Here is a 23969-nt window from a genome sequence, read left to right on the forward strand (position 1 = left end):
AACCACCGACCCGGCCGCCACAGCCGACGTCAACCTCGGCCTCGGGGGCACCACCACCGGGACCGGAACCACGGACGCAACGACGGCAGCCCTCGCCGCAACCGTAGACCTTGGCGCCGGGTTGGGCAGCGGAACTGCGGGGAACGGAGCTCTTGATCCCGCGGTCGATCTAGGCATCAACGTGGGCATCGGAGCCGGCGCCGACACCAGCACCGGCACACCGGGCACCAACGCGCCAGGCACCACGGACCCCGGTACCGCGACCCCGGGTGACGGCATGATCGGAGACGCCGGCACCCTTGACCCGGGCGCCGTCGATTTGGGCACCACGGACCCGGGGCCGAGCGACACTGCCGGCACCGGGAGTGGGACGACTGCCGGCAATGATCAGACGGGCATGATTGGCGATGCCGGGACGGCAGGGATGGGTGATTTCCCGGCAGCACCGGCCGGTTCAAGGGCTGTCAGCGGAGCCATCACCCCCGTAACAGCATCGGGCAACACCACGGCCAGCGGTCATTCGTCTCTTGCCAACACGGGGGCTGCCCACAGCGGCCTCGCCAAGACGGGGTGGGACGGCACCCTGGTCCCTGTGGCCCTGTTGCTCCTGGCTGCCGGACTGCTGGTGCTCCGCAAGCGCAAGGTGTCCTAGAAGCCCCATTCCGGAACGGGAGAACAGCCCGCAGATGTGCGCCTGAAGTGGGCCGCCCTGCGGGCTGGAGAAAGGAGGACGGCAGCCCCGAAACGAAACAACCATACAAAACATGTCGTCAGCACACATGTCCTTGTAGCCAATGGTCCGGCGGCGAAAGTGTTTGGAATCGCCGCCGGACCGTCGGCGTGTCGCACGCGAAAGCCTAGGTCAATCGCTGGTTCCGGTGTCCCGCCCGTATAATTTGAGGTACGACAGTGCCGCAGAGCACCGGGAGGAACGGTCATGGTGGCGGAATCGCCTAGCTCCATCAAGAATGAAGTTGTCGGCGGTCGCTACCGTTTGGGTGACGTCATCGGACGCGGCGGAATGTCCTCCGTGTACTGCGCCCGCGATGAGAATCTGGGCCGCGATGTGGCCCTGAAGCTGTTCGCTCCCCAGGCTCCGGATGCCGAGGAACTGAAACGGCAGGAAGCCGAGATCCGGCTCCTCGCCACCCTGAACCACCCCGGACTGGTAACGCTTTTCGACGCCGGCATTGATGACCGGATACCGGACGAGCCGCGCCCGTTCCTGACCATGGAGCTGGTGGAGGGCCAGGACCTCCGCGGCCGCATACGGCACAGCCGGGTGCCCCTTGAAGAACTTGCCGTCATTGGTGCCGGGATCGCCGATGCTCTGGCCTATGTGCACGGCCTCGGCATCATCCACCGCGACATCAAACCGGGCAACATCCTCCTGGTCCAGATCCGTCCGGGCGAGCCGCTGCGACCCAAGCTCACGGATTTCGGCATCGCCAGGATCGTCGATTCCACCCGGCTGACGGCAACGGGAACCATGGTGGGGACCGCTGCCTACCTCAGCCCGGAACAGGCCCTCGGCAAGCCGCTGTCTTCGGCCACAGACATCTACTCCTTGGGCCTGGTGCTGCTGGAATGCATCAAGGGCACCGTGGAGTATCCCGGCAGCGCGGTGGAATCCGCCGTGGCCCGGCTCCACCGCGCCCCGGAGATTCCCGACGACGTTCCCTCCGAATGGGCGGATCTCATCCGTTCCATGACAGCCATTGAGCCGCTGGAGCGGCCCAATGCTGTGGACATTGAGACTGCCCTGCGCCAGGCTTTGGTTTCCCCAGCATCAACGCCGGGAGAACTGGCTCCTGAATCCACCCGGGTACTGCCGGCGATGCCTTTCCACCCTCCCACCATCACTGCCGAAGAATCAGTGGATGAAGTGCGTGAGGCTGCCGAAGCCACGGGGGCGATGGTTCCCGGATCCCCTGCCAGGGTATCCGACCGGAAGGCGGCCGCAGCTGCTGCCCCGCCCCCTGCTTCGACGGCCACAGCCGCTTCGCCCGCGGCCACGGCCGCTAAGAAGCCCCGACTTCCATGGAGCCGGCGGGTCTGGCTGGCTGTTGTCATCGGTGTCCTGGTAATTGCCGCAGGCGCCGCAGCGGTGATGATGAGCGTCTCCGCGCGGCCCGCAGACGTGGTGCCCTACCCCACGGTGACAGGCGTTTTGGGCGACCACCTGCAGGAGCTTCAGAAGAGCGTGGAGCCGTGACCCTTTTAGCGGGTCGCGGCGGCCGCGTCCTCACTGGGTGCCTCGCGTTTGTGGCGGCGGCCGGCGTCCTCAGCGGATGCGCCCCGAGTAACAGCGGGCTGCAGCGCGAAGCCGCCACGCAACTCCAGGCGCGGGTGCTGGAAGTGACCGCGGCGGCCTCCCAGAACGACCCCGCCACCGCGCTGAAGGCCCTGGAAGGGCTCGAGACGGACCTGTCGGCGGCGCAGTCAAAGGGCCAGGTCTCCGAGGAACGGCGCCGCAGCATCACCACTGTGGCCACCGCTGTCCGTGCTGACCTGAACGATATCCTCGCCGCCCAGCAGGCTGCCGCAAAGGCCGCCCAAGACGCCTCCAACGCCGCAGGCCAACCGACGCAAGGCACATCCCCCACGCCGCAAGCTCCTGTGTCCCAGGCAGCTCCTGCCCCGGCACCGGGCAATGCCGGGGACACTGGGAAGAACAACAGCGACAAGGGCAAAGGCAAGAACTGACCCCGGGCGGACAGAACCAAATACTAAAGAAGCGGTGCTCCGGTCTTGGACCGGAGCACCGCTTCTTTTATGTCAAAGCTGCCGCAGCAGCCCGTCGCTAGCTCAGGCTGGCGATGACCTTGTTAAGCGTGGCGGAAGGACGCATCACGGACGAAGCCTTGGCGTCGTCCGGGCGGTAGTAGCCTCCGATGTCCACCGGAGAGCCCTGCACCTCGGCCAGCTCGCCCACAATCGTTTCCTCCTTGGCGGAAAGCTCGCCGGCGACCGAGCTGAACGCGGCGGCCAGGTCGGCGTCGTCGGTCTGCTTGGCCAGTTCCTCGGCCCAGTAGCGGGCCAGGTAGTAGTGGCTGCCACGGTTGTCCAGCTCGCCGGCGCGGCGGCTAGGGGACTTGTTCTCCAGCAGGAACGTGCCGGTGGCCCGGTCCAGGGTGTCGGCCAGCACCTGGGCGCGGGCGTTGCCGGTGGTGGTAGCCAGGTGCTCGAAGCTGACGGCCAGGGCCAGGAATTCACCCAGGCTGTCCCAGCGCAGGTGGTTTTCCTTCAGCAGCTGCTGGACGTGCTTGGGGGCGGAGCCGCCGGCGCCGGTCTCGAAGAGCCCGCCGCCGTTCATCAGCGGAACAACCGAGAGCATCTTGGCGCTGGTGCCCAGTTCCAGGATGGGGAACAGGTCCGTGAGGTAGTCGCGAAGCACGTTGCCGGTGACGGAGATAGTGTCCTCACCCTTGCGGATGCGTTCCAGGGTGAAAGCAATGGCCTTGACCGGGGACAGGATCTGGATGTCCAGGCCCTCCGTGTCGTGTTCCTTGAGGTAATCGTTGACCTTGGCGATGAGGTTGGCGTCGTGGGCGCGCTCCTCGTCCAGCCAGAAGACGGCCGGGGTCTGCGAGGCGCGGGCGCGGGTGACAGCCAGCTTGACCCAGTCGCGGATGGGGGCGTCCTTGGTCTGGCAGGCGCGCCAGATATCACCGGGGACGACGTCGTGTTCGATCAGGACGCTGCCGTTGCCGTCAACGACCTGGACCTTGCCGGCTTCCTGGATCTCGAACGTCTTGTCGTGGCTGCCGTATTCCTCGGCCGCCTGCGCCATGAGGCCCACGTTGGGGACGGTGCCCATGGTGGTGGGGTCGTAGGCGCCGTTGGCCCGGCAGTCATCGATGACAACCTGGTAGATGCCGGCGTAGGAGCTGTCCGGCAGGACGGCCAGAGTGTCGGCTTCCTTGCCGTCCGGGCCCCACATGTGGCCAGAGCTGCGGATCATCGCGGGCATGGAAGCGTCCACAATGACGTCGCTGGGAACGTTCAGGGTGGTGATGCCCTTGTCGGAATCCACCATGGCCAAAGCGGGGCCGTCTTCCAGGCCCTTCTTGATCAGGTTCTGGACACCTTCACGGACGTCCGAGGGCAGGTCCTCGAGGCTGCTGAGGATGGCTGCCAGGCCGTTGTTGGGGCTGATGCCGGCTGCGGCGAGCTGCTTGCCGTAGGTCTCGAACAGTTCGGAGAAATAGGCCTTGACCACGTGGCCAAAGATGATGGGGTCCGAGACCTTCATCATGGTGGCCTTCAGGTGTGCGGAGAACAGCACTCCTTCTTCCTTGGCGCGGGCCACCTGGGCCTTGAGGAATTCGTCCAGTGCGGCGGCGCGCATCACGGTGCCGTCGATGACCTCGCCGGCCAGGACAGGGAAAGCCTTCTTCAGGACCTTCACCGAGCCATCCTCGCGGACCAGCTGGATGGAGATGGTTCCTTCGGACTCGATGACCACGGACTTCTCGTTGGAGCGGAAGTCGTTCTGGCCCATAGTGGCCACGTTGGTCTTGGAGTCGGGGGTCCAGGCGCCCATGGAGTGTGGGTTCTGGCGGGCGTAGTTCTTGACGGACAGGGGTGCGCGGCGGTCCGAGTTGCCTTCACGCAGGACCGGGTTCACGGCGGAGCCCTTGATCTTGTCGTAGCGCGAGCGGATGGCGGTTTCCTCATCGGAAGACGGGTTGTCCGGGTAATCCGGGAGCGCGTAGCCCTGGCCCTGCAGCTCTGCAATGGCCGCCTTCAGCTGCGGGATGGAGGCGCTGATGTTGGGCAGCTTGATGATGTTGGCTTCCGGCGTCTTCGCCAGCTCACCGAGTTCAGCAAGGGCGTCACCGATCTGCTGCTCGGGGGTCAGGTAGTCACCGAAGACGGCGATGATGCGGCCGGCGAGCGAAATGTCGCGGGTCTCCACCTCCACACCTGCTGTCGAAGCGAAGGCCTCGATGATCGGCAGGAACGAATAGGTAGCCAGCATCGGCGCTTCGTCGGTGTGGGTGTAGATAATCTTGGACATGCGCGGGCGTCTCCCTGTGGGTCGGCTTGGTTGTGAAAAATTCGGTCTATTTCACCATGTACAACTTACCCGAGGACGACGGTTCGAACCTTAACGGGCCTCCCGCGTTACCGCGCTTGAGAGCCGGATTACAGCGATAGAGACGTCCGACGGCGCCCCGGGGCACCCGGGTGCCCCGACCCGCCGTCGTCACCGACCCGCGCAAGGACACGCCGGAAGGGACTTAAGGCCGTTTCTGGTATCTCATTACTGTGTACAAACTTGCCGGGTAACGATAAATTCGCTGAGTCACTCCCGATCCCGGGCCCAACCCCGTTCAGACAGGACAACAATGACACGCACAAGGTCTCTGGCCTCCGGCCTCCTCACTCTCTCGGCCGCCGCCGCACTTGCGCTCGTTTCGGCTGGTGGGGCCTCTGCCGCGGCGGCCCCGTCCGACGGGAAGGCCACCCCGTCCATCGCCAGCGTCGCAGTGGACGCCAGCGGCGCAGCAGACTATTGGACTCCTGAGCGCATGCAGGCTGCAGTGCCTGGCGACACGCTGGCCGGCAAGGCGCTGGAACGCGGCAACCGCTCAAACCCTCTTCTCGTGGAAAAGGGCAAGGCCACAACCACCAAGGGGACCAAGGGCAAGCCCAGGATCGCACAGAGTGAAAGCCCCGTTTCACACATCGGCAAGGTCTTCTTCACCATGGGTACCACCAACTATGTGTGCTCCGGCAACGCTGTCACCTCGGGTAACCACAGCACCGTAGCCACCGCCGGGCACTGCGTGAATGAGAGCGGCGCGTATGCCACCAATTTCGTCTTCGTGCCGGCGTACGACAACGGCGCGGCGCCGTACGGCAAGTGGACCGCCAAGGCTTTGTATGCCCCCACCCAGTGGGTTTCCAACGGCGACATGACCTACGACACCGGCTTCGCCGTGGTCAACCCGGACAGCAAGGGCGAGCTGCTCACTGACGTCGTTGGCGGTTCCGGCACTGCCTTCAACCAAGCCTATGGGCTGACTTACAAGGCCTACGGCTACCCGCAGGCCTCACCGTTCGACGGCACGTCCCTGTGGAGCTGCACCGGCAAAGCCACGAAGGACACCAACAATCCCCAGTTCGGCACGCAGGGCATCCCCTGCGACATGACCGGCGGTTCCTCGGGCGGTCCCTGGTTCATCCAGACGGACTCCACCACCGGCTCCGATGGCCTGCAGAATTCCATCAACAGCTACGGCTACAACGGCTCAGCCGTGATGTACGGCCCGTACTGGGGCGCGACCATCCAGAAGGCCTTCAACCTTGCAGCAGCCTCCTAAACCGCAGCCCGACGAGGGTTCCGTGAGCCACACAGACCTGAACCAGTCCCCCGAAGAAGTCCTCGAGTACTGGACGGAAGAGCGGATGGCGGAAGCCAAGCCCCGGGAAATTCGTCTCCCCCAGCCGGAACCCCCTGAGGACCAGGACTAAGCAAGCACAACGACGACGGCGCCCGTCCCCTGCACAGGGGACGGGCGCCGTCGGCTGTTTGGACTTTCAGTGGAAGAAGTGCCGGGCACCCGTGAAGTACATGGTGATGCCGGCCGCGTTGGCGGCGGCGATGACTTCCTCATCGCGCACGGAGCCGCCGGGCTGGACGACGGCGCGGACGCCGGCGTTGATCAGGATCTGAAGGCCGTCGGCGAACGGGAAGAACGCGTCCGAAGCTGCCACGGCACCGCGGGCACGCTCGGGTGCGCCGCTCGTGTCGGCGTTGGAGGCACCGCCGGCACCTTCGACGTCGGACTCTACCGTCACGCCAAGGGTGTTGGCCCGCTCCACAGCCAGCCGGCAGGAATCCAGGCGGTTGACCTGGCCCATGCCGATACCGACCGCGGCACCGTTCTCTGCAAGGAGGATGGCGTTGGACTTCGCGGCCCGGCACGCGGTCCAGGCGAAGGCGAGGTCCGCGAGGGTCTTCTCATCCGCGGCCTCGCCCGCGGCGAGGGTCCAGTTGGCGGGGTTGTCGCCGTCGGCGTCCACCTTGTCGGTGACCTGGACCAGCATGCCGCCGGAGACCTGGCGGAACTCCGTGGGGTAGCGCCCGTAGCCCTCGGGCAGGGCCAGGAGGCGGATGTTCTTCTTCTTGGAGAGGATTTCCACGGCCTCGGGCTCGAAGCCGGGGGCGATGACAACCTCGGTGAAGATGTCCTTGACGGTGTTGGCCATGCCGGCGGTTACCGTGCGGTTGGCAGCGATGACGCCGCCGAACGCGGAAACGGGATCGCACGCGTGGGCCTTTGCGTGGGCATCAGCGATGGGGTCGGCGGCATCGGCGGAACCCACGGCAACGCCGCAGGGGTTGGCGTGCTTGATGATGGCGACGGCGGGTTCGCTGAAGTCGTAGGCGGCGCGAAGGGCAGCGTCGGCGTCAACGAAGTTGTTGTAGCTCATGGCCTTGCCGTGCAGCTGGTCTGCCTGGGCAATGCCCACCGGCGCAGCCTTGTCCACATACAGCGCAGCCTGCTGGTGCGGGTTCTCGCCGTAGCGCAGGACCTCGGAGCGTTCCAGGGACAGGCCGGCGTAGGCGGGCCAGTCGATGACGCCGTCGCCGTCCTCGTCCAGGAACTGGTTTGCGGTCCAGGTGGCCACGGCGTTGTCGTAGGCAGCGGTGTGCGCGAAGGCCTTGGCGGCGAGGCGGCGCCGGGTCTTCAGATCGAAGCCGCCTGCTGCGGCAGCCTCCACGACCTGGCCGTAGAAGGACGGGTCCACCACAATGGCGACGGCGGCGTGGTTCTTGGCTGCCGACCGCACCATGGCGGGGCCTCCAATATCGATCTGTTCCACCACATCGTCCTGCGCGGCACCGGACTTGACGGTCTCCACGAACGGGTAGAGATTTACCACCACCAGGTCGAAGGCCTCAATGTCCATGCTGGCCAGGGTCTCCATGTGCGCCGGAACGCGCCGGTCGGCCAGGATGCCGCCGTGGACGCGCGGGTGGAGGGTCTTGACGCGGCCGTCCAGCATCTCGGGCGAACCGGTGACTTCCTCCACCTCCTGCACCGGGATGCCTGCGGCGGCAATCTTCTTGGCAGTGGAACCGGTGGACACGAGCTTCACGCCCGCTGCATGCAGGCCCTTGGCGAGATCCTCCAGGCCGGTCTTGTCGTAAACCGAGATCAGGGCCCGGCGGATGGGTACACGGTCAATGGATACGCGCTCATGCTGCGTGAAGCTCACAAATGTCTCCGTCTTATCTCGCGGACCACGGCCGCGGTTGGTGGGGATAGGGCCAGTTTATCGCGAAGGGCGCGGTTGCCCCGTGCGTCCTCCGGAGTGTGAACGCGGCGGGGCCCGGCTAGAGTTTCAACAGGAGGCGGCGATGAACACTTACACCACTGTGCCCAGCGGCGAACAGGTGGTCCAGGAACTTCCCTGGCGATGGAAAGTCCAGGGCAGGATTTTTCTGGTGGGGGGCCTTGGCTTCATGTTCGACGCCTGGGATGTGACACTCAACGGCATCCTGATTCCCCTCCTGTCCAAGCACTGGTCCCTCTCCGCCGGCGAGGCCGCCTGGGTGGGAACATCCAACCTCATCGGCATGGCCCTGGGTGCCTTTATTTGGGGAACCATCGCGGACACAGTGGGTCGCCGGAAGGCCTTCACCGCAACCCTGCTGCTGTTCTCGGTGTTCACCGTGCTGGGCGCGTTCTCCCCTGACTTCATCTGGTTCTGCGTCTTCCGGTTCCTGGCCGGCTTCGGACTGGGCGGCTGCATCCCCGTGGATTACGCACTGGTGGGCGAGTTCACGCCGCGGAAACAGCGCGGCAGGGTGCTGACGGCGATGGATGGCTGGTGGCCGGTGGGCGCCGCCCTCGCCGGGTTCGTCTCGGCCGGACTGGTGGCCCTCTCGGGCGACTGGCGGCTGACCCTGCTGGTGATGGTGCTGCCCGCGCTCCTGGTCTTCTGGGTCCGGCGCAGCGTGCCGGAGTCTCCGCTGTTCCTCATCCGCAAGGGCCGGCGGGAGGAAGCGGCCCGGATCATTGACGGGCTGGTGGAAGCCACAGGGGCGGAGGCACGGGCCTACAGCCTCCCCGACGCCAGGGACGTGCCGCGGCTCTCGGCCGGCAGCGCCTGGACCCAGCTGCGCTCGGTCTGGCAGTTCAACTGGAGAATCACCGCCACGGCCTGGGCCCTCTTCTTCAGCATCCTGTTGGTGTACTACCTGTCCCTGACGTGGATGCCGCGGATCCTGATCGGCGCGGGATTCGCCGAGTACAAAGCCTTCGTCACCACGGCGTCCATGGCCGCCGTCGGATTCCTGGGAGTAGTGGTGGCGGCACTCCTGGTGGAGCGGGTTGGCCGAAAGTGGATCCTGGCAATCACGGGGCCGCTGTCTGCGCTGATCCTGGTGATCGTGGCGTTCGTGGTGGACATCCCCACGGCCGCGGTGTTCTGGCTGCTGGTGTTCGGGTTCGTGGTGCAGGTGGCCATCCCGGTCCTGTACGCGTACGTGTCCGAGCTGTACCCCACGGAACTGCGCGGGACCGGGTTCGGCTGGGCCTCAACGTTCTCCCGCCTGGGCGCAGGCTTTGGGCCGCTGGTCTTCGCTAATTACTTCTGGCCCGAGCTCGGCCTGGCCACTTCATTCGCCCTGGCCGGTGCGCTGGTCCTGGCGTCCGTGCTGTGGATGGCGTTCTTCTCCCCCGAGACACGCCGGCGCCGGCTGCAGTAGCCTTCGTCCACTGCGACTCGCTGATCCATTTTGGACGCGCACGTTCCCTTTCGCGCACCTTATTTAGGGCGCGCAAAGTAATACGCCCCCTGGAAGTGAGGATGCGCGTGGCAAAGGGGCGCTAGGCGGCGGAGTACGCGGGGTCTGCGGCCAACGCGGCCAGCGTGGACACCAGGAGCCGTCGCTCCACCACCTTGATGCGTTCGTGCAGGGTTTCCTCGGTGTCGGTGTCCCCGATGGTCACGGCTTCCTGGGCAATGATGGGTCCTGTGTCAACGCCGGCGTCGGCCCAGTGCACGGTGCAGCCGGTGACCTTCACCCCGTACGCCATCGCGTCCCGCACACCGTGGGCTCCGGGGAAGGCCGGGAGCAGGGCGGGGTGGGTGTTGAGGTACTTGCCGTTGAACGCCCCGATGAAGTCCGGGCTGACGATCCGCATGAACCCGGAGGACACCACCACGTCGGGCCGGTAGGCGGCCACGGCCTCGGTGAGCGCGGCGTTCCAGTCGGCGCGGTCCGGATAGGCCCTGAAGTCCACCACAAAGGTGGGGATGCCGGCGGCGGCCGACCGTTCCACGCCGTAGGTTCCCTGGCGGTCGGCGCCCACGGCTGCGATCTCAACATCCAGCTCCCCTGCCTTGACGGCGTCGATGACTGCCTGGAGATTGGACCCGGTTCCGGAAACGAGGACGACGATACGCATTGGTCCAGCTTAGGTGCAGGCTCGCGTACGCTGGAAACCATGAACAGCGAACCGGGCCGGAGCGGGCAGCAGCAGCTGAAGCCCCCGCTCAGCGACGCGGCGAAGGCCTCCCTGGCCAAGACCCACACACTGTTCCGGACGTTCGTGGTCTCGGTCCTTGGTTCGTTCTTCGTGTACCAGCTGGACGTCGGTTATCTGTGGTTGACAGCGCTGCTTACCGCAGCGAGCCTGGTCCTGGGAGCGGTCCTCCTGGTGCGGGCCACCCGGTTGAAGGAATCCAAGCTGATTCTCGTGGGCACCATTTCCGGCCTGGTGGTGGCCGTGGTCATGGTGCTGCTGATCGTCACCACAATGGTCCTGTTTGACCAGGTGCGCGACTACCAGGCCTGCCTGGGACGGGCGCTGACGGACCGGGCCTCCCATGCCTGCATGGTGCAGTTCCAGAACGTCCTGCCCACGAAGGTCCGCTAGCCGCGGAGTGGTCCCTAATGGACCAGTTCCCCGTGCCGTTCCGAGCCTGCTGTTTTCTCCCGTTCCAGCCATGGTCCCGCTGCGTAACCGATCACGACGCCGACACCCACCTCTGCGGCCACCCAGAGTCCAGTCCACAGGGGGTCGGGGCCGATGTCGGTCAGGCGCCCGAGGCCGGCTGATCCCCTGGCGATCCATGCCAGGCAGGCCGTCAGCAGGCCCGCCGCCACCCCCACGAGCGCAGCGAGCACCAGGGTGGAGAGGGTTGCCGTGAACCAACGGGCATGCACCTTGATGGCGAGCCACTCGTCGAAGTGGTTCTCCCCCTCCCGGAGGAACCACCAGCCTGCCATGACCCCTGCAAGCACCGGAACGATCAGGGCGACGAACGCGTAGCCCAGGGGTCCCGCGGGGATGGCCGCCAGGACAGGAATGGACGGGAGCGGCCCGACGGCGGTGGCCAGCGGACCGACCTGGGAACCGGCCCCCATCGCAAAACCAGCCCCGGACGTCCACGCCAGGGCAAAGACCACCAGGTTGGGCAGGAAGCCCAGCTGCGCGATGGTGAGGGCGGCGCCTCCCACGGGTCCGGCTCCGAGCGCCTCGTAGACGGAGACCACGAGGTTCCAGTGGATGAACAGGTCCACGGCCAGCAAAGCTGCGGCGAGGGTCAGCGCCGAAACCGCCGCCACGAATCCTGCTTTCGCGGCCGATGCCAAATACGAGCCGGCCCAGCGCGAATGCTGGCTGGTGCGGGAGATCCAGTCCACGGCGTCGACGCCGATGAGCCGGCTCCAGGAGCCTGCTTCCCGCCGGGCGCCAACCACCATGCCCAGCCCGTATGGAATCAGGGGAACCAGCATGGCGTACCAGAGATTGATGGCGACGTCGGCAGTGCGGCAAACGAAGCCGGTGGCGACGCCGAAGGCCGCGTAAACCGCCCACGAACCGAGCAACGCCTGCCATAACTGGTCGGTGTAGGAGGCACGGGCGAGCCGGCGGCCGGCACGCCATGCGAGAAGGAACGGGATCAGGGTGAGGCCCAGGGGAATCAGGCTCAGGACGCCCGAGCCGCCATGGCTCGCAGTGGCGGGCCCTGCCCCCGAAAGCCCAAGCGGCACGCCGTGGACCAGGAGCCAGGACTGGCCGGCCAGCCGGGCGAGCACCTCGAACTGCCCGTTCTGGAAACCGGCGGTGGCCCACACGGCAACGATGGGCGCCACCACCACCAGCGCGGAGATGACGGCCGCCTGCGCCGTTTCAAGGGCCCCCTGCAGCCACAAGGGCATGGGAAGGCCACGGTCTCCGGTCTGATCAGCGCGCAGTTTCATCGTGTTCCATGGTGTCACGGAGGGTGCGCCGCGCCCGCGAACGACAGGCTCCGCGGCCGTACTGATCGCAATCGAACGCCCGGCCCGTCGGCGCTTTTTCCTGGGGCCGGCCGTAAAATTGGTAGAAGCCAACACCCGCCGCCCCGCCGAGGGGGTACCGCGATTTCCGCTGGCCGCCGGCCGCCCGGCGCCAGCGAAGGCCCGGATTGCCGTAAGCCGGGAAAACAGGAGCCGCGAATGAGAGATGAACCGTAAGTTCTGAAGATATTCGTCCTACTGGCTGGTGCAGCCGCCGCTTCCAGCGCGGCTGCACCAGCGTCTTTAAACGCGACGGCGCCGGGAGCCTCCAAGTAGGCTCCCGGCGCCGTTCACCGTGTCGGGGGTGCTGATCCAGTCAGCCTGCCCGCCGGCGGGGGTGAATCCCTGCCGGATCAGCGGCGGGTGTCGCCGTCCGTTTCGATGTTTTCCTTGCGGACGTCCTCGTTGACCGTGACGTCGTCCCGGACAACGTTCTTGTCCAGCCGGACCCGCTCCACCGGAACGGCCTCCTTCTCCACCACGGGGCGCTCCTCGTGCAGGACCACCTCATGCTCTTCCTCGCTGATGGCGGGCCCGTCGAGGGCCGAGCCGCGGTTGGCGTCCGTGATCGGTTCGCGCTCGATCCGGACTTCTTCACGTTCCACGGGAATGGTCTTGGTGACATTCTCCGTGGTGACATACTTCCGCAGGCGCGCCCGGCCGGTGGCTTCGCGCTCCGTGCCAACGTGCAGCTGCTCCTCGGAGCGCGTCATGGCATCGTCCGTCGTGGGGCCGGACGTATCGTGCCCCACTGCCCCGCGGGCCTCGGTGTCGCGGTCGTAGGTATCGCGTCCTGCACCAATACCGGCAGTAGGCGTCCCCGCGTTCAGGTCGGCGTCGCCCTGAAGGTCCACGTCGCCGGCAGTGCCGGACTGGGCTTCACTGTAGGTGCGTGCGCCACGGTCGTAGTACGTGTACAGCCGGTCCTCTTCCTCAGGGCTGAGGTGGCCGTCCGCATCCACGCGGGGAGCGTCCTTGACATGTTCCTTGGAGAACGGAACCACCAGGTCCTCGCCCTGGTTGTGGGCGCCCTCGACGGGGACGAAGGATTCAGAGGTGCCGAAAAGGCCCGTCTTGACGGTGACCCATGTGGGCTCACCCGTGTCATCGTCTGCGTACAGCTGTCCAATCGAACCGATCTTGGTGCCGTCGGAACCGACAACGTTGCCGCCCTTGGTGAGCAGGTTTTCAAGGTTTTCCCTGTTAAGCATGACGTCTCCTTGGATTGTCTTTGCACTGGGGGCCAGCAGTGGATATTCCGGACCGGGGCAATCTCCCGACATCCGGCCTCCGCCCCGGCTGCTTGAGGCTCTGCGCTGACTGCCCCACTACCGTAAGCATGCTTAGCATCAAATGCCAAGCCTACTTAGTAATTTTCTTTGGGGAGAGTGAGCAGTTGTTCATCCGGCCTTTTCCTCCGGGTAACGCTTCCTCCCCCGCCATTTCAGGGAAAGCGCCCACGGTTGAGGGGTGAGGATCGCAATCGTTGCAGAATCTTTTTTGCCGTTGATGAACGGCGTCACCCATTCCATCCTGCGGGTCCTGGACCACCTCCAGGAGCGCGGCGACGAGGTGCTTGTCATCGCCCCTTCGGCCCATGACGGCGAGGCGGCCGCCCAGGTGAAGGGAGCGGAGGTTCACAGGCTTCCGGCCGTTCCGCTGGCCGGCTACACGAACGTGCGGGTGGCACTGGGAGGTGTGTACCGGGTCAAGCGAATCCTTGCCGAGTACGCACCTGACGTGGTGCATCTTGCCTCGCCGTTCGTCCTGGGCTGGCGGGCCGCCCAGGCTGCGGACCAGCTGGGCATTCCCACAGTAGCGGTCTACCAAACCGAGGTTCCCAGCTACGCTGCACGGTACGGGGTGCCCTTCCTGGAAAACTGGGCATGGACGCGGGTGGAGAACATCCATCTGCTGGCCACGCGCACGCTGGTGCCCTCAACGTTCGCGCTGAACCAGTTGCGCGGCAGGGGCATACCCAGGGTGCGGATGTGGCGCCGGGGCGTGGACACGGCGCGGTTCTCGCCGGAAAAGCGCGACGCCGGCTGGCGGGCCACGGTGGCCCCCAACGGTGAGCGGATCATCGGCTACGTGGGCAGGCTCGCCGTAGAAAAGCAGGTGGAGGACCTTGCCGCCCTCACCGGCATCCCCAACACAAAGCTGGTGGTTGTCGGCGATGGGCCGCAGCACGCGATCCTCAGGGACGCACTCCCGGGCGCCCTGTTCACCGGGTTCCTCGGCGGCGACGACCTGGCCCGGGCCATGGCGTCCTTCGATTTGTTCGTCCATCCCGGCGAGTTCGAAACCTTCTGCCAGACCATCCAGGAGGCCATGGCATCAGGGGTGCCGGTAGTGGCCACGGGGCGCGGCGGCCCCCTCGACCTGGTGGAAAATTCGCGGACCGGATGGCTCTACGAGCCCGGGGACTTGTCCGCAATGCGTTCCCGCGTCCAGGACCTGGTGGGTGACGACGCCAAGCGCCGGGCATTCGCGGCGGCAGCGCACGCCTCAGTGCAGGGCAGGACATGGCCGGCGCTCTGCGCTGACCTGGTCCAGCACTACCAGGACGCCGTCGCGGCCGTTCCCGCGGTGGCCGGCCCAACCAGCCGCAAGGGGGCACAGCTGTGAAAATTTCCGTGATCGGCTGCGGCTACCTGGGCGCTGTCCACGCTGCAACGCTGGCCTCCATGGGCCACACAGTGGTTGGAGTCGACGTGGACCCCGGCAAGGTGCAGCACCTTGCAGGGGGCGTAGCGCCCTTCCACGAGCCCGGCCTTGACGAACTCCTCCGGGACGGCAGGGCCAGCGGCAGGCTGCGGTTCTCCACCAACCCTGCGGACGCCAGGGACGCGCAGGTACATTTCCTGTGCGTGGGGACCCCGCAGGGAAAGACTTCCGACGCCGCAGACCTCACCTACCTGGTCTCCGCCACCCAAGCGCTGCTTCCGCACCTGGCCGCGGGCGCCGTCGTCGTCGGTAAATCAACGGTGCCAGTAGGCACCGTGGAAATGCTCCGCGGCGAACTGGCCACCCGGCCGGACGTGCTGCTCGGCTGGAACCCTGAATTCCTGCGGCAGGGCACCGCGGTGAAGGACTCGCTGGTGCCGGACCGGCTGGTGTATGGCGTGGAAGGCGGCCGGGCCGCAGCCTTCCACCCGGCCACCGGCGCAGCGCTGGGGGTGACGGCTGCGCTGGATGCGGTTTATGGACCGCTGCTCGCCGCCGGCATCCCGCGGCTGGTGTGCAGCTTCGCCACGGCAGAGCTCATCAAGTCCGCCGCCAACGCGTACCTCGCCACCAAGGTCAGCTTCATCAATGCAGTCGCCGGCCTGTGCGACGCGGCCGGCGCCGACGTCACAGAACTCAGTGAGGCCATGGGGCTGGACCCAAGGATCGGCAGCCGCTACCTCCACGCAGGGCTTGGTTTCGGCGGCGGCTGCCTGCCCAAAGACATCCGCAGCTTCCGCGCGCAGGCTGCCACGCTGGGCATATCCGCCGTGGAGGACTGGATGGGCCTTGTTGATACGGTGAACGTTGGCCAGCGCGTGCGCACGGTCAGCCTGGCGGCGCAACTGTGCGGCGGGTCCGTGGCCGGGCGTGCGGTCACCGTCCTGGGCGCGGCCTTCAAACCCGACACCGACGACATCCGGGACTCCCCTGCCCTGGATGTCGCGGACCGGCTGGCCGCCGCCGGGGCCCATGTCACCGTCACCGACCCCAAGGCCGTGAACAATGCATGGCTGCGCCATCCCGGCCTCCGCTTCGAGTCTTCCACGCAGAAGGCGCTCCAGGACGCTGAGTTGGTGCTGCTGTTAACCGAATGGGACGAGTACCGCCACCTGTGCCCGGCCACGGCAGGGCAGCTGGTGCGGCGGCGGGTGGTCCTGGACGCGAGGAATGTGCTGGATGCCGCTGCCTGGCAGGAAGAGGGCTGGGTGGTGCGCGGCCTGGGAACCGCGGCCACTTCGGGCGGCCTGACGGCAGCGGCGGCCCGCTGACGCCCGGCCCCGTGCAGCGGGGACGGGTTCCGGACCTACCCCAGGAGTCCCAGTTCGGCGAAGGCCGCCGCAACGCCGTTGCCGGCTGGCGGGGCGGTGACCCGGTCCGCCACGGCAAGCACAGCGGGATGGCCGCCTTCCACCGCGATGCCGACGCCAGCGTACTCAAGCATTTCGATGTCGTTGGCGCTGTCACCGATGGCCACGATGTCCGCGCGGTCCAGGCCCAGGCGTTCTTCCACCACTCGGATGCCCACCGCCTTGTGGATGCCCGCCATGAAAATCTCCCCCGCGCGCTCGCCCAGGGCGGACAGTGAACTGGGGATCAGTCCAACTTCCGGGCCAAAGTCGTCCATCACCCGGCCCAGCGGCACAGGAGAATCGAAGCAGGAGATCTTTGCGTACGAGGTTGACCGCAGGTCGTCGCTGTACCGCATCGGTCCCAGGATGTCCTCGAGCGGATCCACGTCCGTGCTGAGGATCCCGTCATGCTGCGCGCGCCCGGCGAAGATGGGACCAAGCACTTCCCTGAGCCGCCGGTCCACCCCGGTGCGTCCGTACAGGGCCTCCGGGGCTTCCAGGATGTAGGCGGCGTTGTGGGCATCCAGGGCCGCCACAATGCGCGCTGCCAGTTCCGGCTCGAAACGTGCATCTTTGAGGATCTCGCCGTGGACCTCCACCCGGGCGCCGGCGCCCGTGACAGTGCCGTCAAAGCCGGCCTCCAGGATGTGGCCGGGAACCATGGCCAGCGGCCGGCCCGTGCAGACAAAGACGAGGTGGCCAAGCCGCCGGGCGGTACGCACGGCATCCACGTGGGCTTCGGGGGCGAGTCCGTGGTCGGCGTAGGTCCCGTCAATGTCAAGGAAGATGGCACGGGACCTGGCGGTGCGGCTGGGCATTCCTGTGCTCCTTGGGTTTGCTGCAGAGGTTGCCATCATACGGGCGAAGTGCATATTGGTGACGGAAAGTGACAGCCATCCTGTGATATTCAAAGTCTTGCAGAATAGTAAGCCTGCTGATTGAATGATGGAACCGGAAATGGGGACCCGGCACAACTGACTGACAAGGAGTGGCAACATGGGCATTATCGGATTTCTCATTTTGGGCCTGATTGCTGGAGCCATTGCAAAGGCCATCCTGCCGGGGCGCCAAGGCGGCGGCTGGGTAGTGACCATGGTCCTGGGCGTTGTCGGGGCCATCCTGGGCGGCTGGATCGGATCGCTGATCTTCGGCGGCGGCCTGGCAGAGTTCTTCGACCTCAGGACCTGGCTGTTGGCAATCCTTGGCTCCATCATCGTCCTGCTGATCTACGGCGCCGTCACGAACCGCAGCGGCCGCAGGGTATAGCCGCTCCACGAATAAAATCATCAGTAAGAAGCGCCGGGCTCCATATGGGAGGACGGCGCTTTTTACGTTAAGCATCCACAAGGCCTGTTTGCCGTTCCGCATTCATGCCCAATTGATGCCATCGCCGTTTATGATGGCGAAGGGGTGGTGCAATGACCGGTTTTCTGGAGCATGGCAACAATGTGGCATTACAGAGTTTTGGGGTGGTCCTGGACGCTAGCCCGGACGCGCTGCTCGCGTTGACCGCTGACGGCACCGTCCTGGCAGCGAACGCTGCAGCAGCCAGGCTCTTCGGTTTGCAGCGGGATGCCTTTACCGGCCTGGACCACCGGCTCCTGATCGCGGAGGGATTCCGCGAAGAGGTTGGCCAACTGCTGCAGGAGGTCCTCAGGCAGCCGGAAGCTTCTCCGCCACCGCGTGAGGTTCAGGGGCTGCGGAGGGACGGAACCGAGTTCCCGCTGGAAGTGGCCGCCGCCCTCCTCCCCCGGACAGGCGTGGCCGGGGCGCCGGATTCCCATACGGCCCAAGCGGACCCGCCCGGTGCCCGCTTGGTGCTGTCTGCCCGCGGAACAGCCCACCGCAAGGCCGCCGACGCCAACCTCCGTGAGGCCATGTCACTGCTGACGGCCACCCTGGAATCAACTGCGGACGGCATCCTGGTGATAGGCACCGACGGCCGCGTGGCCGGCTTCAATGAACAATTCCTCTCCATGTGGCGGCTTCCACCTGACGTCATGGAGGCGGACAGTGAGGAGCCTGCGCTGCGGCTGGTCATGGAGCAGGTGGCCGACCCTGAATCCTTCACGGCCCGGCTGGGCGAAGTCCAGGGTGATCCAGCAGCCGAAAGCCACGACGTGGTGGAGCTCAACGACGGCCGTACCTTCGAGCGTTACTCCCGGCCTCAGCGGGTGGGCACCAGGATCGTTGGCAGGGTGTGGAGCTTCCGCGATGTCACGCCCAGGAGGAGAGCGCAGGAACAGGCGCACCGGGCCATGATGGACCTTGCGGTGCAGGCTGAAAAACTGCGCGCCATGGCCTTCCAGGACCCCCTGACCGGACTCGCCAACAGGGCTGTCTTCAATGACGCCCTGTCGGAGGCTCTGCAGGAACCGCGGCTGAAGACGGTGGATGTCCTGCTACTGGACCTGGATGACTTCAAGGAAGTCAATGACATCCTGGGCCACCAGGCCGGCGATGACATGCTGATTGAAGTGGCACGCCGGCTCCGCGGCTGCGTCCCCACTGCAGACGTGGTGGCACGGCTGGGCGGCGACGAGTTCGTGGTGCTGCTGACCGCCTGCCCGGACGCCGACGCGATCGCGGCCTGTATTGTCCGCTGCCTGCACGTGCCCGTGACCATCAACGGCACGGTCCAGCGTCCCAGCCTGAGCCTTGGCGTGGCCTCGCTCGGCCAGGACAGCATGGGCCCCTCCGAACTGCTGCGGCACGCGGACATCGCGATGTACGCCGCCAAAGCTGCCGGCAAGAACCGCTTCCTGCGGTTCCATCCGGACATGATGCAGGCGCTGGTGCAGCGTACGCACATGGAAAGCGGGCTGCAGCTCGCCGTCTCCCGCAACGAAATTACCGTCGACTTCCAGCCGATCGTTTCGCACCGCATGGGGCAGGTGGTCCAGTTTGAAGCGCTGGCCAGGTGGGACCGCGGTGGCGAACGGGTGCCGCCGTCGATCTTCATCCCCCTTGCCGAACGCACCGGGCTGATCGGCGAGATCGGCACCGAAGTGATGGCCGCCGGGATGGTGCAGCTGGCGGGGTGGCTCAACGAGGATCCCTCACGGTCCCTGGCAGTGAACGTCTCCGGCGTCCAGCTCCAGGAACCGGAATTCGCCGGCACCGTCCTGCGGCTGGCCGAAGCCAGCGGCGTGGCGCCCTACCAGCTGGTCCTTGAGGTGACCGAGAGCGTGTTCTTCGACGATGACTGCAGCCTGATCCAGCAGCTGAGCACCTTGCGGGACGCGGGGGCCCGGGTAGCGCTGGACGATTTCGGCACCGGCTACTCCTCGCTGGGCCGGCTGCAGGACCTCCCGGTGGACACGGTCAAAATCGACAGGACGTTCGTGTCGATGGTCCGGACCGGCAACGAGCGCCTGCCCATCCTCAGCTCCATGATCAACATGGCCCACAGCCTGGGCCTCACCGTCACGGCCGAGGGAATCGAGACGGCGGCGCAGGCGGACTATCTCGCGGCCCTGGAGTGCGACTCCCTGCAGGGCTACCTGTTTTCGCTGCCGGAGCCTGGCGAACGGCTTGGCCACGCCCTCCACCACGCCGAAGAGGCGCTCAACGCCTTGAAGGGGCGGTAGCAGGAAGACCGTGAGAGGGGTCCGGTACTAGGCTGCCTTGCGGCCAGGCCGCGGCGTCTTTGCGGGCGCGGACGATGGGGATGCGGGCTGGGAAGCACCCGCAGAAGGTCCGCCCTGCCCGGATGTGTGAGTGACGGAGTCCGACGGCGCCGCATCACGCGGCGGCGTGGCAGCAGGTTCGGCACTGGTGCCCTGGACAGTGCTGGCTTCCTGGACAGTGACGCTTTCCTGGATGGGGGCGGCTGCCTCGACGGCGGAGCTTGCGGGGCTGTGTGCGGCAGCACGGTTGCGGCGCCAGCGGCGCAGCAGGTCCGCGGCGGCCAGCAACCCGGCTATGGGGGTCAGCACGGCGGCGGCGTAGACGAACAGCAGCCAGGTGAGGGTGGTCAGCGGCGGCTGGTTGTTGTTGAGCAGGGACAGTCCGCCCAGCATGCCCACCGCCCAGAACAGCAGCACGCCAGTCAGTACGGCGCCGGCAGGGAAATACTGGTTGGTCACGACTTTTTTCAGGGTTTCCATGCACTTCCTCCTGCCTGGCCGGGGGGACGGCAATAAAGCCGTTCAAAGACCAGTATGGGGCCCCGCCGGGACGAAACCGCGCAAGGCAACACGGCGAGTGATGAAGCTAACGCGACCACCCGCCGTCGTACGCCTTACTGGCCGGAAAGGTAGCCCAAAAGCCTTCCCGGATGGCACCGGGCCTAATACCGTAAGGCCTGTCCGCTCAAACTTTTGGAGGCTCCATGCGCAACGTCACTGCCGGCCTGTTCCACTCCGTGGACGGAGTGGTGTCCGAACCGTTCAAGTTCCAGTTCGACAGCTTCGACGACGAACTCGGCGCGGGGCTTGCGCGGATGATGAACACGGTGGACACCGTGGTGCTGGGCCGTGTCAGCTATCAGGAATGGGCAAGCTACTGGCCGAACGCCTCCGCAGACCAGGACTTTGCAGCCTTCATCAACCCGGTGGAAAAGTTCGTCGCCTCGCGCACCCTGAGCGGGCCGCTGGAGTGGCGGAATTCACAGTTGATGGATGCGCCGTTGGAGGAGTTCGTAGGGCGCCTGAAGGAGCGCGAGGGTGGGGAAATTGCGGTGTGTGGAAGCATCTCGGTGGTGCGGCAGCTGCTGTTCGCCGGCCTGCTGGACTCGCTGCAGCTGATGACCCATCCGGTCATCGCGGGGACCGGCCGCCGCTTGTTTGAAGACGGCGACCCATTGACCCGTCTGGTGCTGCAGGACCAGAAGACCACCAGCAAGGGCAACGTCCTGAGCACTTACGGGGTACGGGCGTAGGCTCAGGCAGCCAGCTGTGCGCCGAACAGTTCGCCGGCAAGCCTGGCCAGGTGGTGGGGGATGTCCGCCTCCGCACCGTGTTCGCCGCGGCCCAGGAACACCGCGGTGCCACGGATCCCGTCAAGGTCCAGGCCGCATTCATGCATCATCTGCCCGGCGCGGAAGTTTACCGGGAGGAGCATCGTGACGCTTTCCGCGTTCAGGTAGACATGCCAGTCGCCGCGGATCACCGACTCCAGAGGGCCGCCCACGAGAGCTTCCAGAGCGTGGGGATCCGGGTCCACCTGCCCAATGCGGATGGGCTCCGAATTGGCGGCCGGTACTACAAGTGCTGTGTAAGTTCTGCTGTCCATCGTTCTCTTCTCCATAGCTTTTAACACCTATGGAGAGCCCGGTGTTCCCGGCTGCTATGCATGTGCGGCCAAGTGCGCGATGTCCCGCGGCGTGGTCCGGCAGCAGCCGCCCACGATGCGGGCTCCCAGTGCCAGCCATTCCCCGGCACTGCCGGCAAGGCTTGAAGGGGCTGCGGTCCGGACCTCGTTCCACGTCTTGGTGGTTGGGTCGTAGCTCTCCCCCGAATTGGGATACGCCACCAGCGGTTTGTCCGCGTGCCTGCGCAGGACAGCGAGCGCCGGTCCCACCAGATTAAGCGGCACGCAGTTCACCCCCACCGCCGCGACGTGGGCCTGTCCGTCCACCAGCTGCGCCACGTTGGCCAGCGGTGTCCCGTCGCTGATGTGGCCGCCGTCGCGCAGTGAAAAGGAGAACCAGGTGTCGACGCCGGATGCCCGGCCGAGCTCCATCAGCGCCTTCGCTTCGGCGAAGGAAGGCAGCGTCTCGAAGGCGAGGAAGTCCACCCCGGCATCAACCAGCGCTGCTATGCGGGGGGCATGGAAGTCCTCGAACTCCCCCGGGGTGAGGGCGTAGTCCCCCCTGTACTCGGAACCGTCTGCGAGATAGGCGCCATACGGGCCAACGGAACCGCCAACCAGCAGGGGCCCGGCGTCCGGATGGTCCGCCAGGTACTCCTGCCTTGCCTCATCCGCCAGCCTGGCGGACAGCGCGACCAGCCCCAGGGCTTCCTCCCGGCCCAAACCCCGCGCGGCGAAACCCTGGGGCGTGGCCTGGTAGCTGGCCGTGGTGGCGATGTCCGCGCCGGCAGCAAAGTAATCCCGGTGTACCTGCCGGATCAGTGCGGGTTTTTCGAGGAGGACCTTGGCGGACCACAGGGAGTCGTTCAGGTCGCAGCCGCGGGCTTCCAGCTCCGTGGCAAGGGCCCCGTCGGAGACCAGCACCGCCCGGCGAGCGATGAGACCGGACAGGGATTCACGGTGGGTCATGGTGGCTCCCGGGGATCGACAGTAAGTTCTTGATGTTCATTATATGCAATTTTGCATGCTTGTAATGAATATCACTGTATGCCACTATGACAGGCAACTACCCGTGACCATAGGAGGACCGCACGTGAGTGTGCAGCTGAATACCGTCCGCAAACTTCGCGTGCACTGGCCCATCAGCGCGGAAACTTTCACCCGCATCGCCACCGGGGAAGCCTCGGCGCTGCAACTGGATCCGGGCGTCGCCGAACTGCTGAACACCGTTGAGCAGTTCCAGGACCTTGGCGACTTTGGGAACTATAAACACGTCTTCGAGTCGGGGCTCGGGCTGGAAGGGTTTACCTGCGGCGACGGCGCCGCACCAACTCTCGGCAGGGTTGGGGAAAAGACCGTTTCACCCACCTTTGTCTTCACCACCTACTTCGACGCAGCCACGGAGAACGCCGTGGTGGAACAGTTCCTGCAGGAGTTGGTGGACATCCACCCATGGGAACTGCCCGTCATCGAAGTCACGGGGCCCCTGACCGTTACCGGTGGCCTGAACAGCACGGCGCGCTCCGGGGCGGCGGCATCATGATCGACACCGCCACAGGCCTTTGGCCCATGCTGAAGTCCGCCCTGAGTGGAAAGACCTTCATCGACCTCACCCATGCCTTCCATCCCGGCCAGCCGCATTTTCCTGCCTTTCCGGATGAACAGCGGGAGACCCTTTTCGACCTGGAAAAAGGTGACGGCTTCACTGCCCACCGGTATTCCATCGTCGGCCAATGGGGAACCCACGTGGATCCCCCGTCCCACTTCATCCGCGGCGGCCGCACCCTGGATCAAATCCCGGTGCAGGACATGATCCTGCCCCTGGTGGTCCTCGACATTACCCACCGCGTTGACACCGACCCGGACTCCACCCCGGCCTTGGCGGATATCCGGGCATGGGAGGACCGTAACGGGAGAATTCCGGAGGGCTCCTTCGTGGCGCTGAGGACAGGGTGGAGCCGGCGCTGGCCGGACAGTGCGGCCATGGCCAACCGGGATGGGGACGGGGTCAGCCATACTCCCGGCTGGTCCCGGGAAGTGCTCTCCTTCCTTATCGAGGAGCGGGCAATTTCAGCCATCGGCCACGAGCAAACGGACACGGACCCGGGTGCAGCCACGTCCAAGGGAGACTTCGGCCTTGAGACCTACATCCTTGCGCAGGACCGCTGGCAGATTGAACTTCTGGCCGACCTCAGCGGCGTTCCGGAAGCAGGCGCGGTAATCGTTGCAAGCTGGGCCAAACCACGTGAAGGAAGCGGGTTTCCCGCACGCGCGTTTGCCATCTGCTGACCGAAGGGACAGTCATCTAGACTCGGACCATGTCG

The 23969-nt window shown here is 66.0% G+C and carries 22 protein-coding genes and 1 pseudogene; 14 read left to right on the forward strand and 9 right to left on the reverse strand.

The window, feature by feature from the left end:
- From AB0313_RS02940 to AB0313_RS02950, 3 genes and pseudogenes are all read left to right on the forward strand, one after another.
- Positions 1-652: pseudogene (locus tag AB0313_RS02940) on the forward strand (hypothetical protein); the annotation flags it as partial.
- 285 nt (positions 653-937) lie between these two features.
- On the forward strand, positions 938-2215 hold the full coding sequence (locus tag AB0313_RS02945) for a serine/threonine-protein kinase (RefSeq protein WP_366303452.1): 1278 nt from the start codon (positions 938-940) through the stop codon (positions 2213-2215).
- Entirely contained in the window at positions 2212-2706 is a 495-nt protein-coding gene (locus tag AB0313_RS02950) for a hypothetical protein (protein ID WP_366303454.1), read from the forward strand. The genes AB0313_RS02945 and AB0313_RS02950 overlap by 4 nt, the downstream gene beginning before the upstream one ends.
- A 97-nt stretch (positions 2707-2803) precedes the next feature.
- Here the strand turns inward: AB0313_RS02950 and AB0313_RS02955 are convergent, their stop codons facing one another.
- Positions 2804-5023: an NADP-dependent isocitrate dehydrogenase gene (locus tag AB0313_RS02955; protein WP_366303456.1), complete on the reverse strand. Its 2220-nt coding sequence runs from the start codon at positions 5021-5023 to the stop codon at positions 2804-2806.
- A 331-nt stretch (positions 5024-5354) separates the two neighbouring features.
- Between AB0313_RS02955 and AB0313_RS02960 the strand changes: the two genes are divergently transcribed.
- Complete coding sequence (locus AB0313_RS02960; RefSeq protein ID WP_366303458.1) at positions 5355-6332, forward strand: hypothetical protein; 978 nt, start codon at positions 5355-5357, stop codon at positions 6330-6332.
- Positions 6333-6354: 22 nt separating this feature from the next.
- Positions 6355-6483: a hypothetical protein gene (locus tag AB0313_RS02965; protein ID WP_307307301.1), complete on the forward strand. Its 129-nt coding sequence runs from the start codon at positions 6355-6357 to the stop codon at positions 6481-6483.
- A gap of 66 nt (positions 6484-6549) precedes the next feature.
- On the opposite strand, the gene purH is transcribed toward AB0313_RS02965, so the two are convergent.
- The gene (gene purH, locus AB0313_RS02970) at positions 6550-8235 is read right to left on the reverse strand and encodes a bifunctional phosphoribosylaminoimidazolecarboxamide formyltransferase/IMP cyclohydrolase (protein WP_366303460.1); all 1686 of its coding nucleotides are present in this window, start codon (positions 8233-8235) and stop codon (positions 6550-6552) included.
- A 142-nt stretch (positions 8236-8377) separates the two neighbouring features.
- Here purH and AB0313_RS02975 point away from each other — a divergent pair, with 142 nt between their 5' ends.
- Positions 8378-9730 carry an MFS transporter gene (locus AB0313_RS02975; RefSeq protein ID WP_366303462.1) on the forward strand — a complete coding sequence of 451 codons (1353 nt, stop codon included), beginning with the start codon at positions 8378-8380 and terminating at the stop codon, positions 9728-9730.
- Between the two features lie 121 nt (positions 9731-9851).
- Here the strand turns inward: AB0313_RS02975 and purN are convergent, their stop codons facing one another.
- Entirely contained in the window at positions 9852-10433 is a 582-nt protein-coding gene (gene purN / locus AB0313_RS02980) for a phosphoribosylglycinamide formyltransferase (RefSeq protein ID WP_141940515.1), read from the reverse strand.
- A gap of 39 nt (positions 10434-10472) precedes the next feature.
- On the opposite strand from purN, the gene AB0313_RS02985 reads away from it, so the two are divergent.
- The gene (locus tag AB0313_RS02985; RefSeq protein ID WP_366303464.1) at positions 10473-10904 is read left to right on the forward strand and encodes a hypothetical protein; all 432 of its coding nucleotides are present in this window, start codon (positions 10473-10475) and stop codon (positions 10902-10904) included.
- Positions 10905-10918: 14 nt separating this feature from the next.
- Here AB0313_RS02985 and AB0313_RS02990 read toward each other — a convergent pair whose 3' ends face one another.
- Both AB0313_RS02990 and AB0313_RS02995 read right to left on the reverse strand, forming a co-directional pair.
- On the reverse strand, positions 10919-12235 hold the full coding sequence (locus AB0313_RS02990; protein ID WP_366303466.1) for a DUF6350 family protein: 1317 nt from the start codon (positions 12233-12235) through the stop codon (positions 10919-10921).
- A gap of 431 nt (positions 12236-12666) precedes the next feature.
- Positions 12667-13524: a PRC and DUF2382 domain-containing protein gene (locus tag AB0313_RS02995; RefSeq protein WP_366303468.1), complete on the reverse strand. Its 858-nt coding sequence runs from the start codon at positions 13522-13524 to the stop codon at positions 12667-12669.
- A gap of 259 nt (positions 13525-13783) precedes the next feature.
- Here AB0313_RS02995 and AB0313_RS03000 point away from each other — a divergent pair, with 259 nt between their 5' ends.
- Together AB0313_RS03000 and AB0313_RS03005 are read left to right on the forward strand one after the other, a co-directional pair.
- Positions 13784-14941 carry a glycosyltransferase family 1 protein gene (locus AB0313_RS03000; protein WP_366303470.1) on the forward strand — a complete coding sequence of 386 codons (1158 nt, stop codon included), beginning with the start codon at positions 13784-13786 and terminating at the stop codon, positions 14939-14941.
- Positions 14938-16311: a UDP-glucose/GDP-mannose dehydrogenase family protein gene (locus tag AB0313_RS03005; RefSeq protein ID WP_366303472.1), complete on the forward strand. Its 1374-nt coding sequence runs from the start codon at positions 14938-14940 to the stop codon at positions 16309-16311. Before AB0313_RS03000 ends, AB0313_RS03005 begins: the two co-directional genes overlap by 4 nt.
- A gap of 35 nt (positions 16312-16346) precedes the next feature.
- On the opposite strand, the gene AB0313_RS03010 is transcribed toward AB0313_RS03005, so the two are convergent.
- Positions 16347-17210: an HAD family hydrolase gene (locus AB0313_RS03010; RefSeq protein WP_366303474.1), complete on the reverse strand. Its 864-nt coding sequence runs from the start codon at positions 17208-17210 to the stop codon at positions 16347-16349.
- Between the two features lie 178 nt (positions 17211-17388).
- On the opposite strand from AB0313_RS03010, the gene AB0313_RS03015 reads away from it, so the two are divergent.
- The gene (locus AB0313_RS03015; RefSeq protein WP_141161250.1) at positions 17389-17658 is read left to right on the forward strand and encodes a GlsB/YeaQ/YmgE family stress response membrane protein; all 270 of its coding nucleotides are present in this window, start codon (positions 17389-17391) and stop codon (positions 17656-17658) included.
- A 152-nt stretch (positions 17659-17810) separates the two neighbouring features.
- A complete protein-coding gene (locus AB0313_RS03020; RefSeq protein ID WP_366303476.1) occupies positions 17811-19982 on the forward strand; it encodes an EAL domain-containing protein in 2172 nt (723 codons plus the stop codon).
- Between the two features lie 27 nt (positions 19983-20009).
- Here AB0313_RS03020 and AB0313_RS03025 read toward each other — a convergent pair whose 3' ends face one another.
- Positions 20010-20501 carry a hypothetical protein gene (locus AB0313_RS03025; protein ID WP_366303478.1) on the reverse strand — a complete coding sequence of 164 codons (492 nt, stop codon included), beginning with the start codon at positions 20499-20501 and terminating at the stop codon, positions 20010-20012.
- Positions 20502-20725: 224 nt separating this feature from the next.
- Between AB0313_RS03025 and AB0313_RS03030 the strand changes: the two genes are divergently transcribed.
- A complete protein-coding gene (locus tag AB0313_RS03030) occupies positions 20726-21274 on the forward strand; it encodes a dihydrofolate reductase family protein (protein WP_307307265.1) in 549 nt (182 codons plus the stop codon).
- A gap of 2 nt (positions 21275-21276) precedes the next feature.
- On the opposite strand, the gene AB0313_RS03035 is transcribed toward AB0313_RS03030, so the two are convergent.
- On the reverse strand, positions 21277-21627 hold the full coding sequence (locus AB0313_RS03035) for a hypothetical protein (protein ID WP_366303480.1): 351 nt from the start codon (positions 21625-21627) through the stop codon (positions 21277-21279).
- A 54-nt stretch (positions 21628-21681) separates the two neighbouring features.
- Complete coding sequence (gene mmuM, locus AB0313_RS03040; RefSeq protein WP_366303482.1) at positions 21682-22614, reverse strand: homocysteine S-methyltransferase; 933 nt, start codon at positions 22612-22614, stop codon at positions 21682-21684.
- Between the two features lie 124 nt (positions 22615-22738).
- On the opposite strand from mmuM, the gene AB0313_RS03045 reads away from it, so the two are divergent.
- The gene (locus AB0313_RS03045) at positions 22739-23188 is read left to right on the forward strand and encodes a hypothetical protein (RefSeq protein WP_366303484.1); all 450 of its coding nucleotides are present in this window, start codon (positions 22739-22741) and stop codon (positions 23186-23188) included.
- On the forward strand, positions 23185-23934 hold the full coding sequence (locus tag AB0313_RS03050; RefSeq protein ID WP_366303486.1) for a cyclase family protein: 750 nt from the start codon (positions 23185-23187) through the stop codon (positions 23932-23934). The genes AB0313_RS03045 and AB0313_RS03050 overlap by 4 nt, the downstream gene beginning before the upstream one ends.
- Positions 23935-23969: the final 35 nt, after the last annotated feature.

The organism is Pseudarthrobacter sp. NPDC080039 (assembly GCF_040702335.1).
GTDB classification, from domain to species: Bacteria; Actinomycetota; Actinomycetes; order Actinomycetales; family Micrococcaceae; genus Arthrobacter; species Arthrobacter enclensis_A.